This is a genomic window from Hymenobacter duratus (genome assembly GCF_014698995.1).
Taxonomy (GTDB): domain Bacteria; phylum Bacteroidota; class Bacteroidia; order Cytophagales; family Hymenobacteraceae; genus Hymenobacter; species Hymenobacter duratus.
Window position 1 is genome coordinate 401,700 of the sequence record NZ_JACWZZ010000002.1, and the last position, 14,339, is coordinate 416,038.

Annotated in this window: 10 protein-coding genes; all 10 read right to left on the reverse strand. The window is 63.8% G+C overall.

Annotation, left to right across the window (positions count from 1 at the left end; genetic code table 11):
- Window positions 1-85: 85 nt before the first annotated feature.
- The 10 genes from IC231_RS09625 to IC231_RS09670 all read right to left on the reverse strand — a co-directional run bounded on the left by IC231_RS09625 (window position 86) and on the right by IC231_RS09670 (window position 13,986).
- Entirely contained in the window at window positions 86-1,558 is a 1,473-nt protein-coding gene (locus IC231_RS09625) for a CoA-acylating methylmalonate-semialdehyde dehydrogenase (RefSeq protein WP_211538975.1), read from the reverse strand.
- Between the two features lie 254 nt (window positions 1,559-1,812).
- Window positions 1,813-4,245: a T9SS type A sorting domain-containing protein gene (locus tag IC231_RS09630; RefSeq protein WP_190784313.1), complete on the reverse strand. Its 2,433-nt coding sequence runs from the start codon at window positions 4,243-4,245 to the stop codon at window positions 1,813-1,815.
- 102 nt (window positions 4,246-4,347) lie between these two features.
- On the reverse strand, window positions 4,348-5,505 hold the full coding sequence (locus IC231_RS09635) for a serine hydrolase domain-containing protein (protein ID WP_190784314.1): 1,158 nt from the start codon (window positions 5,503-5,505) through the stop codon (window positions 4,348-4,350).
- Window positions 5,506-5,538: 33 nt separating this feature from the next.
- Window positions 5,539-5,817: a hypothetical protein gene (locus IC231_RS09640; protein ID WP_190784315.1), complete on the reverse strand. Its 279-nt coding sequence runs from the start codon at window positions 5,815-5,817 to the stop codon at window positions 5,539-5,541.
- A 62-nt stretch (window positions 5,818-5,879) separates the two neighbouring features.
- A complete protein-coding gene (locus IC231_RS09645) occupies window positions 5,880-7,778 on the reverse strand; it encodes a M28 family metallopeptidase (protein ID WP_190784316.1) in 1,899 nt (632 codons plus the stop codon).
- Window positions 7,779-7,791: 13 nt separating this feature from the next.
- The gene (locus tag IC231_RS09650; protein WP_190784317.1) at window positions 7,792-9,531 is read right to left on the reverse strand and encodes an alpha/beta fold hydrolase; all 1,740 of its coding nucleotides are present in this window, start codon (window positions 9,529-9,531) and stop codon (window positions 7,792-7,794) included.
- A 115-nt stretch (window positions 9,532-9,646) separates the two neighbouring features.
- Entirely contained in the window at window positions 9,647-10,471 is an 825-nt protein-coding gene (locus tag IC231_RS09655; RefSeq protein WP_190784318.1) for a DUF6252 family protein, read from the reverse strand.
- 194 nt (window positions 10,472-10,665) lie between these two features.
- Window positions 10,666-12,378: a S41 family peptidase gene (locus tag IC231_RS09660; protein WP_190784319.1), complete on the reverse strand. Its 1,713-nt coding sequence runs from the start codon at window positions 12,376-12,378 to the stop codon at window positions 10,666-10,668.
- A gap of 157 nt (window positions 12,379-12,535) precedes the next feature.
- A complete protein-coding gene (locus tag IC231_RS09665) occupies window positions 12,536-13,255 on the reverse strand; it encodes a LytR/AlgR family response regulator transcription factor (protein WP_190784320.1) in 720 nt (239 codons plus the stop codon).
- A complete protein-coding gene (locus tag IC231_RS09670; RefSeq protein WP_190784321.1) occupies window positions 13,255-13,986 on the reverse strand; it encodes a sensor histidine kinase in 732 nt (243 codons plus the stop codon). The genes IC231_RS09665 and IC231_RS09670 overlap by 1 nt, the downstream gene beginning before the upstream one ends.
- Between the last annotated feature and the right edge of the window lie 353 nt (window positions 13,987-14,339).

Sequence of the window (14,339 nt, forward strand, 5' to 3'; positions counted from 1 at the left end):
AAGCATCTCTACCTCATTGGTAATTCAACAAAGCGGTAGAGATGCTTCGGCAAGCTCAGCATGACGTTCTACTAGTATTGTTCTTCTAGCTCATCCAGTTCACTCTGGACTCGGGGTTCCACTTGGTGGTGGTTTTCTTGAGCTGGGTCCAGAACTCGATGGAGCTTTTGCCGGTGATGTCGCAGGCCCCGAACTTCGACTCGTTCCAGCCGCCGAACGAGAACGGCTCCCGTGGCACCGGCACCCCGATGTTGACGCCAATCATGCCGGCCGAGGCGTTGTCCATGACGTAGCGGGCCATGCTGCCGCTCTGCGTGAAAACGGCGGCGGCATTGCCATAGGGGTTGGCGTTTTCGATGGCCAGAGCTTCATCCAGCGTGTTGGTGCGCATGATGGCCAGCACCGGCCCAAACACTTCCTCCTGCGCAATCCGCATGTCGGACGTCACGTAGTCAATCACCGTCGGGCCCACGTAGTAGCCCTCTTCGTGGCCGGGCACCACGGCGTTGCGGCCATCGAGCAGGACTTTAGCACCGGCGGCTTCGGCCTCCGTAATGTGCTGCTCAATCCGCTCCTTGGCTTCTTTGCTGATGACCGAGCCCAGATTCTGACCGGGTACAATCTTGCGGGCCTCCTCCACAATTTTGGCCACGATGCTGTCAACGGGCCCCACGCCGACCATGGTGGAGCCGGCCATGCAGCGCTGCCCCGCGCAGCCCGACATGCTGGCGGCCACGTTGGAGGCCGTCATGTCGGGGTGGGCGTCGGGCAGTACCATTAGGTGGTTTTTGGCCCCGCCCAGCGCCACGCAGCGTTTCAGGTTGCCGGTGGCCCGGATGTACACGACCTTGGCAATCTTGGTGGAGCCGACGAAGGACACGGCCTGAATATCGGGATGGTCGCAGATGGCTTCCACGATTTGCTTGTCGCCGTGCACAACGTTGAGCACGCCATCGGGCAGGCCGGCTTCGCGCAGCAGCTCCGCAATTTTCACGGCGCTCAGCGGCACCTGTTCCGACGGCTTCAGAATCATGGTATTGCCGAGTACCAGCGCGTTCGGGATGGTCCAGTGCGGCACCATATTGGGGAAGTTGAACGGCGCAATGCTGGCCACCACACCCAGCGGCTTCCGCTCGGCGCGGGCTTCCACGCCTTTGCTCACTTCCAGAAACTCGCCCTGAATCAGCTGGGGCATGGAGCAGGCAAACTCGGTTAGCTCAATGGCCTTTTCCACCTCGGCGCGGGCCTCGTCCAGCGTCTTGCCGTTTTCCTCGCGCACCAGGTCGGCTAGGGCTTTCATGTCGCGCTCCAGCAGGGTTTTGTAGCGGTAGAAAATCTGCACCCGCTCCTTGATGGGCGTGCCCGACCACGCCGGGAAAGCAGCTTTGGCCGCCGCCACAGCCGCGTCCAGAGCGGCGGTTCCGCTCAGCGGCACCGTAGAAATGACAGCCCCGGTAAGCGGGCTGAACACATCCAACGCAGCGGTCTGGGTATCTGCGACAAACTCGCCAGCCACGTAGTTGCGAAGAGCAGGATATTTCAGGGCGTGGACTTCCATGGCATGATAAGGTTAAGCCCAGGCAAGCTATAGTTTTTGCATCAAAAAGCTAATACCATCTCCTTTATCCACAATATTTCCCTCAATCAGCTGCAGTCTTTGCAGATTTCTCGCCTGCCGCACTGTTCCAGCAGCACCAATCGAGCGGGGCTTGTGCGCCTGCTATTGATATAAGGAGCGTTAGTGAAAAAGAATGGTCTGTTGAGCTTTGCGAAGCTTAACAGACCATTCCACCTAAATACGCTGCTACATGCTTAATGCATCAGGTGCCGCACCTGCTGGTGCCCTTGGGGGCTGCGCAGGCGTAGCCAATAAGGTCCGGCCGGGAGGTTCTGCAGGCCAGTTAGGAGTATGGATTCTGCAAGATCGGGCACGGCTTGCTGCCGCACTACCCGTCCCAAGCCATCCAGAAGCTCCAGCTGCAGTGCAGTGGTGGTAGCTCTGGGAACAGCAATGTGCAATTGGTCGGCAAAAGGTACGGGCCAGGCCTGCACCCGTTCTCTTTCCCACTCCCCCGCCGCACTGCTAAGCGTGCCGCTGAACTCGTAGGCTCCCATATCGGGCAGCGGCCCGCGCAGGGTACCGGCCAGGTCGGTGGCAACGGAGGGCACTGGTGTTCCGGCATTATCCAGCGCGGCATTGGTGGGGCGCAGCACAACGGCACCTGCCCCAAACTGCGGATCCAGCTCAACAGAATTCGTGTCGAATCCGGTGCCGGCCTGCCAGGCAGCCAGCGAGGCATACTGCTGGGTTCCGCCCGGCGTTCCGGCAAAGTAGGTTCCCAGGTAGCGTTGCGCCCCGGTGGTCAGTACCAGGTCGTTGTGGTCCATGCGGACGCGGGTAAGCGGCGGCGTGGCCTGGGTGGCCGCAATGCCTATGTTCACCACCGCCTGCACCGTTGTGGCTGTCACAGGACTGATAGGCGGAGTGGTGTTGAGCAGAATGTTATTTAGAATCTCGGCCGTGCCGAACGACGCGTTTTTGGTGCGTACCAACAGGGCGCTGCTGCTGAAATTGGCCCAGGCCGGCGCTGCTACCGCCACCGTATTGTGCGCAAAAAACAAGTGGCTGGTTGCAAAGCCGCCCAAGTCGGCAAGTACGCCGTAGGTTTGGCCGTTGCGGTCCGTGGGAACAGAAGCGCCCGGAGCCAGCCGGTGCCGCAGCTCACTGATTTCGTTGTTGAATACCCGCACCGGGTGGCCAGCTGCCAATGCCTGGGAAGCCGGTGCCTGCAGCAGCCACAGGCCCATGGCCAGCGCCGGCATGACCGGCGACATAGCCGGGTTGGCCGGGTGCCGGAATTCAATGTCCCGGATGCGGTTGTTGGCAAATACGGACGGCAACGGCCCCATCAGGTCATAGACGTAAATGCCCACCGCAAAATTGGTACGGCTGACTACGCCCTGCACCACGTTGTCGTGCACGTTCAGGCCATTGACGCGCATAAAGTACATGCCGTAGGCCTCGTAGCCATTTGTCGGGTAGCCGATGTTGCCCGGTGTTCCGTCGCCGATGGTTACGCGCGCTACCTCCACATCATAGTCAGGAACGTTGCCAATGCCGGCCGCCACCCAGATACCGTGGCAGCTCTGTTGAATCTGCAGGTTTTCGTAGTGAATGCGCCGGTTTACGAGGGCCGTATCTCCCGGCCCGGCACTGGCTAGCAGCAGATTGCGCTGGTAGACACCCTTGGTATGCGCCTGGGTTTGCCGCATCGTGATGGTGGCGTTGCGGATGTGAATGTCGTGGCTGCCCTGATCGAACGCGCCCGAAATGGCGTACCCGGCTTCGGGTCCCACGGCTTCCGGGCCGGGCGCAATGTCCAGGCCGTCGAAGGTGACGTGATGAGCGCCTACTAAGTCGATGTTGCCACCCTGCAATTGCGGGTTTGGGCCCACTCCCTGCTTCTGAAAAGCCACCGGATGCGTGTTGGTACCCCAGAGCTGCGGTACTAATTCAGTGAAACGCTGACCCGCAGGAATGGCTACCGTTACCGGGGCACTGGTGCCGGCAGTATTCAGCTGGAAAAACACGTCGGTCAGACTCTGAAAATTTCGTGGGCTACGAGGCTGCTGGCGGCTAAGAGTATAAGCACCAGCCAGGGCCACGGGCGGACCCGCCGTCACTTCCACGTTGTCGAGTACGGCGGGCAGCGCGGCCGGCACCTGGGAAGAGCTGGCCCAGGTGAAAATCAGGCGCTGCGTAGTGCCCGCTACGGTTGCGGGCAGCCGCAGGAAGGCCGTGCTGTAATATCCGCCGTTCTGCAGGTTGGCACTGAGTTGCGTGGCCGCTGGCGACGTTGGCCGCACGCCCGCCGTAGGCTGATAAGAGGTCGGGGCCAGGTGTACGTCCAGCACGCCCTGGCTCCGGAAGTCAAAGCGCAGCACAAACTCAGTCGTACCGGCCGGAAACGTTACATCCCGGTATAGGTGCACCACTCCATTCAGGCCCGACAAGGGGCCGTAGGTGCCGGCATTTGAGGAAACAAAAGCGGCCGTGTTGCCGGACCAGCGCGGACCGTTGCCGGGTGCGGCACCGGCGTACCAGGCGGGCGTCTGCGGCCCATTAACGGCAGTGAAACCGCCCAGCGTGCCGCTTTCAAAATCCTCCGTCAAAAGAGAAGTTTGCGCCTGGGCAGAGGCCACAAGCGCCAGCCAAAGGCCAGCGCAGAAAAGGAAGTACTTCATTACAGGATAGAGGATACCAGCGGGATTTCGGAAGCAAGTTGGGTCATAATCATTGATTTATCAGCTGGCCAATGGCTTACCAGGATAAAATTTACGCTAAGGCTAAGGCACTAGTCGTTTCAGGCTCTCTTCCAGCTCCGTTAGCCGGTCCTGGCTGCTGTTTTCGTTCACCAGCAGCACCATAGCTACCTGCGTGGCCGGGTAAAGCACTAGTCGGGTATTGTAGCCAGTGGATTTGCCATTATGATAGATTCGCGGCTTTCCCTGCGCATCGGTATCCAACATCCAGGTTAGCCCCATTCCCGTTTCCGCGGCCCCGCCCCAGGTGCGCTGGTGGGCCAGGCGCACGGCCGGCAGCCGCTCCTGCAGATTAGCCTGTGCGTAGCGCAGCAGGTCAGCGGCGGTGGAGCTCAGGTTGGGGCCGCCCCAGTAGCCCGTGTAGTTCTGGTGCGCCTGCGGCAGGTCGGGCCGGGTGTAGCCTATAGCGTAGCGCATTTGTTCTTTGGCTGAAAGCACGCGCTTGGTATCGCGCAGGCCGAACTGCTTGCGCACATAGCTGGTCACCAGCTGCTCGTAGGGCTGCTGATAGACACGCTCCAGTAGTAGCTGCAGCACCAGCGTGGCTACGCCGTTGTAGCGGTAGGTGGTGCCCGGCGCGGTAGCCAGCTGAAAATGGTGCATGTCGGCCAGCAGGCTGTCGGCTGAGTAGCGGTTGTAGTGCGCCGTCTTCTCCGCAAGGTTCAGTTGGTCGAGGCGCTGCTTGGTAGCGGCCGTGTACACGTGGGCGGTGCCGGGCAAGCCCGAGGTATGGTTGGCCAAGTCTACCAGCCGCACAGGCTGGCCCTGGTACTGCAGGTTGGGGTACTGGCCGGGCAGATACTGGCGGATGTCGTCCGTGAGCCGCACCTTTTTGTCGAGTACGGCCTGGGCCAGCAGCGTGCCCACGAAGGTTTTGGCCACCGAGCCCATGTCGTAGTAAGTAGTGGCGGTAGGCCGGCGGCCCGTGCCCTTTTCCACTTCGCCATAGTTGTAGAAGCGCTGCCGGCCCTGCTGGTACACTCCAATGGACAAGCCTGCCGCTTCGGGCTGCTGCATGTAGGGCAGCACCACGCGGTGTACCGCCGAGTCGAGGGCCGTTCGGAGTGGGTTGTCGGTTAGTACGGGCCGGGCGCTGGCTGGCGCCTGGGCATGGCTGGTCGTGCAGCCATCCGTCAGCAGCATGCCGGCGGCAGAGGCGAGTAAGATAAGAGCGTATCGCATCAGAAAAGAGGAAGTAGGGAAGAAAAAAAATGTCTACCGGGTCAGTATTGCTGGAAATTGCATGCAAATCGAACATAATGCCGGTGCGTTGTAGCTACTGCTGGGTTCGGCCGTAAGCGAATAGGTATCCCGGCCGTCGGCGCCTGTCAGGGTGACGTAGCTGGCGGCCCGAGCCGGCGTGACCTGGCCCTGAATCATGTCCTCAGTAGGCAGGGGCGCCACGGCATCTTCCTTGGAGCAGGAGCCAGTAACCAGAAACAGGACGCACCCTAGCAGGAAGAGCGCACAGCGCAGAGAGTAGGTAAGAAACATGGAGAGAAAAGAAATATGGTGAAGTAAATATCTGGAAGTATGGACAGGCGGCAACCCGCTTGCTAGGGCTTGCTGAACGCGAAGCGGCAGCATCCTTCAACCAGCACGAAGCGCGACTGCCCCGCCTCAAACTCCAGTAGCCCGCCGGTCGGCTCGAACCGGAAGACGTTTGGGCGAACCGGCCGCAGCACGAAAGCCGGCTGCCCCGTGGGCTGGGCCTGCAGCGTTTCCCCCACCCGGGACAGGGTGATGGTCAGCGGCAGCTGCGGGCAGCTATAACGCCCCGCGTAGCGGTCCAGCTCCGGCGCGGTGGGCTGGAAGCCCGGGCTTGCGCGCGCCGGGTCCGGGCGCGGCCGTTGGGGCGCGGTGGCTACTGCCCAGGCGGTGCGGAAGATGAGCTGGCTGCGCCGGGTGAGGGCCGCAAAGTCAATCTTATCCACATCGTCGCCGGGCTGGTGATAGTCGGGGTGGAAGCCGCTGAAGTAGTAGATGACTGGTACCTGCTGCCGGGCGAAGTTATAGTGGTCGGAGCGGTAGTAGAGGTACGCGGGATGGGTCAGCGTATTGTAGCGGTAGTCCAGCTGCAGTGGCTGATGCCGGCCATTGGTCTGCTCGCTCAGCTCGTGCAGTTCGCCGGAAAGCCAGTTGCTGCCCAGCAGGTACAGGTAGTCGCCCTGCTGGTGGAGGCTGTCCACGCGGCCCACCATGTCCAGGTGCAGGTTGGCCACGGTGGCCGTAAGCGGAAATACAGGGTGGTCGGTGTAGTACCGGGAGCCCAGCAGGCCCAGCTCTTCGCCCGTAAAGCCCACAAACAGCAGGCTGCGGCGCGGCCCGTGCCCTTCGCGCTTGGCCTGGGCAAACGCCCGGGCCATAGCCAGCACGCTCACCGTCCCGGAGCCATCGTCGTCGGCCCCGTTGTAGACTTGCCCGTGCTGGCGGCCCACGTGGTCGTAGTGGGCGGAAATCACCACCACTTCCTCTTTCTTATCGGTGCCTTCGAGGTAGCCCAGCACGTTCTCGGTGGGGAAGCGCTGGGTTTGTTCCCGCACCTGCAGTGTCACGGCCGGCGGCCGGAACGGCGAGGCCACGGGCTTGCCGGCGGCCGCTACCTGCTGCTGGTAGGCCGCCAGTCCGGCCTCGGTAGTCCCCAGCAGGGCGGCTCCCATTTCGGGCGACACAAAAAACACGTTGGCCCCCGCGGCGGGCGCCGGGGCCGGCCCGTCGGGAAAGGCAATGCGCGGTTCCCAGCCGGGCAGGTCGGCGTAGGCCTGCGGTACCTGCGCCAACGCGGCGGCGCTGGGCATAATCCGGAAGGTGGCGTGCGGGGCCAGGGTGCGCATGGCCGGGCTGCGGGCCAGCATCTCGGCAAAGCCCGGCTGGGCGTAGGCGCTGGCCTGGCCGTTCGGGCTCAGCAAGGGCTGGCCGGCCGGGTTCCGGGGCTCGTCGAGCAGCAGCACCAGGTCCTTGGCCTGCAGCGCCGGGTCCGAGGGGGTGTAGTCGGCAAAGCCGGGGGTGCTGATGCCGTAGCCCACGAAGGTGGGCTGAATCACGGCAGCGGCGGCAGCCGGGTTGCGCAGCAGCACGAAGAAGTCCTGGTTCACCCGGAAGGTCCGGGTTCCGACCGTCACCGACGAGGCGGAGTCCACCCCCGTCCGGGTCAGAGTGAAGCGCTGATAGTAGGGCGTATCGGATCCCGCTACGGGGCCCCGCAGCCCCGCGGCGGCAAAGGCCCGCGCCAGGTAGGCGGCGGCTTGCTGCTGCCCCCGCCGGCCGGTGGCGCGGCCTTCGTAGGCATCGGAAGCCAGCACCGTCAGGTCCTGGCGCAGCGCGGCGGGCGTGATGCGGGCGGCGTAGGTCGGGGCCGGGTCCGCGGGGGGCCGCCGGGCCCGCTGGGCGTGGGTGCCGAGCGGGAGCAGCGGCACCGCCAGGACGATAAGGAGGCGAACGGGAAAGGCTGGCATAGCGGGGAAAAGGTTAGCCGCGGGGCTGGCCTGGGCCGGCAGCGGGCTGAGCGGCAGGTACTTCCGCCGGGCGGAAAAAGCGCAGCACCTGCTCGGTGAAAAGCCGGGGAGTTTCCACCGGCGCGTAGTGCGTGGCGCCGGGCAAGAGCAGCAGCGTGCCGTGCGGCAGGGCGGCCGCAATGGCCCGGGTGTGGGCCGGCCGGATGACGTCGTGCTCCCCCGCCATGGCCAGCGCCGGCGCCTGAATCCGGGCCAGGTCGGCCGGGGTGAGGTGGGGCTCCTGCAGCAGCAGGTTCAGCAGGCGGGTCTGGGTAGGCGAGGCCGCTTCGGGGTGGGCGGCGCGGCGGCGCAGCAGCGTTTCCAGCTCGGGCGTGAAGGCCTCGGGGCCCGGAAACAGGTTGGCACCCAGCACGGCGAGGCGACGCACGTAGGCGGGGTAGCGCAGGGCCATTGTCAGGGCGGTGTTGCCCCCGTCGCTCCAGCCCAGCACGTTTACCTGGCGCAGGTGCAGCGTATCCAGCAGCTGGCGCATGTCGGCGGCAAACCGCTCGTAGGAAAGCGGGGTGGTGGTGGCATCCTGGCTGCGGCCCTGGGCCCGCGTATCCACGGCAATTACCCGGAAGTGCTGGCTCAGCTCGCCAATCTGGGCCGAAAAAGCCGCAATCGACTGGCTGTTACCGTGCAGCAGCAGCAGCGGCTCGCCGTGGCCGTACTCTTCGTAGTACAGCGTGCCGCCCTCGATGGCCACGGTACGGCCCACGGCCGCGCTGTCGCCGTAGTGCCGCGACGTGGCCGGCTGGGGAGGCGGGGCCAGCAGGGTCAGGTAGCGCAGGCTGTCGGGCAGGGTTTCGGGGGCGGCGGCCCCGGTCTCGGCGGCCCCGGCCCGGGCGTCGACGTCCGCCGTGAGGTTCAGGCTCAGGTAACCAGGGCGGATGGCCCGCCACTGGGCCGCGCTTTTCTCGCGGAACAGCACCGCGTGGCCCGGCGTAGGCACGGCGGCCAGCCCGAACGCCTTGGTATTGCCGGCAATGGCCTCGCTGCGCAGCCATTGCAGCGTGACGGCCACCTGGCGCACGTCACCCAGGCTCAGGTGATACGGGCGCAGGTCCACCGTCACCCAGCCCCGGGGCTGCGTCACGTCGAATACGATATCCGGGTGCGGCACGGGCTGGTCGGGCAGGCCCTGTTTCACGCGGTAGAGCTGCAGCCGGAACGTGACGGTTTTGAACCGGTTGAAGGCCACAAAGAAGCGGGCCTCGCGCAACTGGGAGCCGGGGTCCAGCTCAATCACGGTACCCTGCTCCCGGCCCAGCTCGTCGCTGATCAGGCTGGGCTCGGTGTACAGGCTGGCGCCCATCAGGGTGGAGCTGCCGGTGCGGCCAAAGGTGCGGGGCTTGCGGGGTTTGCCCAGCGGCGCCTGCACAATGACTTCGCCGAGCGAAACAGCCGCCGGCGTCAGCTCGATGGTACGGCGCCCCGGCCGGAAATCGTCCACGGCCAGGCGGACGGGCTCGTAGCCGACGCAGGAAACCACCAGCTCCGCTCCGGCCACGTCGCCGGGCAGGGTGAAGTGAAACCCACCCTCGGCATCGGCCACCGAGCCGTAGGGCTGCCGGGCCACGCCCAGCGTAGCGTAGGCCACCGGGGCGTGGGTGGCGCGGTCGAGCACGGTGCCCTCCAACATGAGAGTTTGCCCCCGGGCGCCCGCGCAGTGCAGGCAGCAGAGCAGCAGTACAAACCAAAAAAGACGCATAATAACTACGTGAATCAGCAACGGGAATTCTTATTTGATTCTTTGCTTATCAAGCCAATGCCACCTGTAAACCGCGTGGCAAGGTTACGACGCGGGTTAGGAATCAAGCAGGTTGTCAGAAGGTTATGGCGAATTCTCCGTTGGTAATGCGCTGGCTGGGAGTTGCTGCGCCTGTTCCCGGAGTAAAGCTGTAGTAGGTACCGATGAACTCGAACCGACCAGCCGCCCGCCGCGCTACGCTGTCGAACTGGCTTACCGTAATGGTGCCGACGGGTTGGAAGGAATACATGGTTGTGTACTGATCAAAATTACCTCCACGGGTAAACGTGTATCGGGCGTAGGGATACACGCTGCCCCCCAGTGGATAGGTGCCCACGCCGCTGAAGGGCCGCGCATTGGCGAGACCGGCCTGACTGATAACCAAGGTGAGGGAGTGGCTTTCCTGGTTGGCATCGGGGGCGGAGCTGCCTTCGATAGTGAATTTATCGGCGGTGAATTCGCCAGAGGTGGCCGGCACGCTGTAGCGCACCCCGTTCATCTCCCAGCTGATTGTGCCGCGCACCCGCACGGCCCGCGGCAGCGTGAGCAGGGTGCGGGTAGTGTCACCGACTTTTACCATCAGTTCCTGGGCCTCATTGGACGTAAACAGATAGTCGGCGACCGGCACGGCCCCGAGCAGGTAGTTCCCGGGAGGTAGCTGCGTAAACCGGAACAACCCGGTGCGCGCATCGGGCGCCACCGACCAGCGCCGGAAGCCCGCCCCGTGCAGCAGGATGCTGTCGGCGGAGCCGATGGGCTGCAGCCGTCCTTCCAGGGTTCCGGTAGTAGCGGGCGCGGGGCGGGACGGCTTAATTTCTTCTTTATGGCAGCCCGTCAGGGCAAGGAGGAAGGCGACGGTGAGCGAGGCAGCAAAAGCACGGAAGAAAGCGGGGACTATCATGGGAGGGAAAGCAGGAATAAAAAGTAGTAGGAATGCGCAGCCTGAACCAGCCGGCCAGCAAACGCAGGCAGTAGCCCGGAACTGAGGCCCGGCAACGAGGACATTGCCGTGAAAGAATTTGAAAGGGCTTGCTGGTGAATTGAGCGCTCATGCGGAACAGCAGCGCTGTTGCCCGTGAGATTCAGAAGTTTCCGCTACTGGCGCTGAAGCAGTTCGAGGGCCCGCTCCCGCAACTCGTCGCGGCCGGCGCGCAGGCCGGCGGGGGTCGGCTGCACCACCACGTCCGGGATAATGCCTACGCCCTGGGTGGGGCGCCCATCGGGGTAGAACACGCCGATGCCCGACATACCCGTTTTCAGCCCGCCCGGCAGCGTGATGGAAGAGCGGTTACCATCGGCCCCGGCCGTCTGGCTGCCCAGAATGGTGCAGTTTGGCGTAGCCCGCAGCGTAATGGCCGTAAACTCGCCCTGGCTCAGCGTGATTTCATTGACCAGCACCACCACCCGGCCGGTGTAGGGCAGCCCGGGCCCGGCCTGCGGGTAGATGGTGTCGGGGTCGGCGCGCAGAAAGCGGCCGGGCGAGCGGGTATCGAACAGCGTGTACCGGGCGAAGGTCGCGGGCTCGGGCAGGAAATAGCCGGGCAGCTGGCCCGCTACGAAGTCGCCGGGGTAGTTGCGCAGGTCGATGATGAGGCCCCGGGTCTGGCGGAAGGTCTGCATCATCCGCGGCAGCTTGTCGCGGCGCACCTGGGCCATGTCGATATAGCCCACGGTCGGGGTCAGAAATCGGTACAGGCTATCGGCCGCAGCCCGGGGCACGGGCGTCAGGGTGGTCGTCAGGCGGGCCTCGGCCCGCACGCGCAGCGGTCGGCCCTCGCGCAGCAGGTCCAGCGTAAGCTCGGGCGTGGGGCTGACGAGCAGCTCCCGGGCAATGAGGCGCAGCCGGGCGGGGCGGTTGGAGCCCGGCGTTTCGGGCAGGCGCTGCCGGACCAGCTCCGCCACCGGCACGCTGTTGAGGTGGGTGATAATGTCGCCCGGGGCCAGGGGACTGGGCTGGCCCACCCCGTCCTGGCGCACGCGCCGTACCACCGCCTGCTCCCCGATAAACTGCACCACCGCCGGCACCAAGTACGCGCCCGCTTCCTGGTCGAGCAGGGCATCCGGGGCCAGGGTGGCGTGCCCGTCCTGCAGCTCCGCCAGCAGGCGCAGCACCGCGTGGCGGTAGCGCAGGGGCGTATCGGCGGCCGCAAACAGCGGCAGCAGCTCGGGCAGCACCCGGGCCCAGGGCCGGGCCGCCAGCTCCTTGTAGGGCGAGTAGTACTCCACCATATTCCAGAAGCGGCACAAAGCCAGGATGCGCAGCCCTACCTCGGGGCAGGCCTGGTTGGCGTAGGCTTCCTCGTGCGGAAACGACGCGTTGCCGGCCGGCAGCTTCCCCACGTAGTAGGGCTCGCCCTGGTAGCGGTTGGTCTGGATGTAGGCCAGCTGCCGCCGCAGGGCGGCATCAAAGACCCGGGACTCCCGGGCCCAGCGCAGGTCGGGGGCGGTGTGCACGGGCAGGCCGGGCGGGGTGGCGCAGCTGGGGCAGGCGGGCACGTCGCCCAGGCTGCGTATCCAGCCGCCGAGCAGCAGCCGCTGCTCGGCGGTTGTGCGGCAGGCCAGCAGGGCGGGTAGCTGGCGCAGCAGCGTAGCATCCCAGTCCTGCTGCCCGGCCGCCACGGCCGGGTGGTGGTATTTCAGAAAGCCCCAGAGCTGGCCCAGCGCCGCCACGCCCGCCACTTGCCGCGGGGTCAGCGACTGAGCGGCGGGGCTGGCCTGGACGCTAGCTGGCAAAGCCGGGGTTTGAGCTCGTAGTGCCCCGGCGCAGAAAGTGAGCAATAGCAGCCATACGTAACGAATTGGGAGCATAGGAATTGGGTTTGTTGGCTAGAGAAATAGCATGTACTGGGTCGTGATATAATTGGCAGCACATTGCGTAACCAAGCGTCCACCCCACCGAAGTGGTGCGATACGCAGGATATCAAACCCAGAAAGTAGCCGGGGGGCTGGTGCTTATTTCGCGCCTCTAGCCCCCAACCACGTAGCGCTGCAGCGCTTCGAAGAAGCCGCGTCGGTACGTGTCGCCGAGCGGGGCGCTGGCCTTGCCGTCCTGAAACAGGATCTGGTTGCCGTCCAAGGCCTTGATTTTGGGCAGCGACACGATGTAGGACTTGTGCACCCGCATAAACTGGGTTGGCGGCAGCCGCTCCTGCAGGTCCTTGATGTTGAGCAGCGTGATAATACGCTCCTGCTCGGTGTAGATGGACACGTAGTTCTTGAGCCCCTCCACATACACGATTTCCTCGAAGCTGACCTTGCGCATGCGGCCCTTGCTTTCCGTCTTGACGAAGATGTAGCTGTCGGGCGGTGGGGCAATGGGCTGGGTGGGCAGGGCCTGCGCTTTCAGGGCTTTCTGGGCCGCTTTCAGGAACCGCTCAAAGGCAATGGGTTTGAGCAGGTAGTCCAGCGCTTCCAGCTCGAAGCCTTTGAGGGCAAACTCGCTGTAGGCTGTGGTCAGAATCACCTGGCACTTGCCCGTGAGCAGCGGCATGGCATCCAGACCCGAGAGCTGGGGCATGTGGATGTCGAGAAACACCAGGTCCACGGGCTGGGTGGCCACCAGGCGCAGGGCCTCCACGGGGTTGGTGGTGCTGGCCACCAGCTCCAGGAAGGGCGTTTTCTCCACGAATTGCCGCAGAATATCGATGGCGCCCTGCTCATCGTCCACAATCAGGCAGCGTATCACTACAGGGTCAGGGTAAGGTGGGTGGCGTAGGTGTCGGGCGTGTCGTGTATGGTGAGCTGGTGGCGGCCGGGGTAGATGGCCGCCAGTCGGCGGCGGGTATTTTCGAGCCCGATGCCGGTGGAGTGCTCCACGGGGCCGCCGTGCTTGCGGTTGCTGGTGAAGAAGGTGAGCTGGTTTTCCTGCACCCGCACCTGCACCAGCACGGGGTGGGCGGCATCAAACAGCTCGCCGTGCTTGAAGCAGTTCTCAACGAAGGTGATGAGCACTAGCGGCAGAATCAGCAGAAACCGGGTGCTGCCCTGCACTTCAAATTTTACCTGCAGCTGGTGGTCGAAGCGCAGCTGATTCAGAGCCACATAATTGCGCAGGTGCTGAATTTCCTTGTCCAGCATCACCTTGCCCTGCTCGCCGCCTTCGTTTAGGGCGTAGCGCATGATGTCGGAGAGCAGCAGTACACTTTTGGCCGTAGGCTCGGAAAGCGGGTAGACCTGGGCGTACAGGAAATTGAGAGAGTTGAAGAGAAAGTGCGGGTTGATCTGGCTTTTCAGGAAGGCAATGTCGGCTTCCAGCAAGCCCCGCTCCTGCTGGTGGAGCTGCTGCTCCTGGTTGCGCAGTTGCTGCTCGTGCAGGCGCAGCTGCTTTTGCATGCTGATGGCATACACGGCGTAGGCATACGTGAAGCTATAGCCCAGAAACTGCACGCCTCGCCAGATTACCAGGGACCAGAACATGCGGGCATTTTGATAAGTTAACGTCATCGTAATGCCCGTAGCAGGCACTAAATACACGGCTAGTAAGTAGCGTAAAGTACAGTAGCCAGCTAATAGGCCGATCAGGCCCAAGGCGTATTGCCCGTAGCGCTTAGTGTTGTAGTATCGGGGGAATATCCACAGCGCGTGGCCGTACAGCAGTAAAGCTGAAATAGCATAGTTGGGGGCCGTTTCCACTGGGTTGGGAACCGGGCCACCCAACGTCCACAGGCAAAGCACCTCATATATGTAAAATGTAGCCCACAGCGTGACGTGAAGCAGGATAGTTTTAAAGCGCGGCACGGTAAAAGCGGGCTGGAGAGAATTAGGGAAGG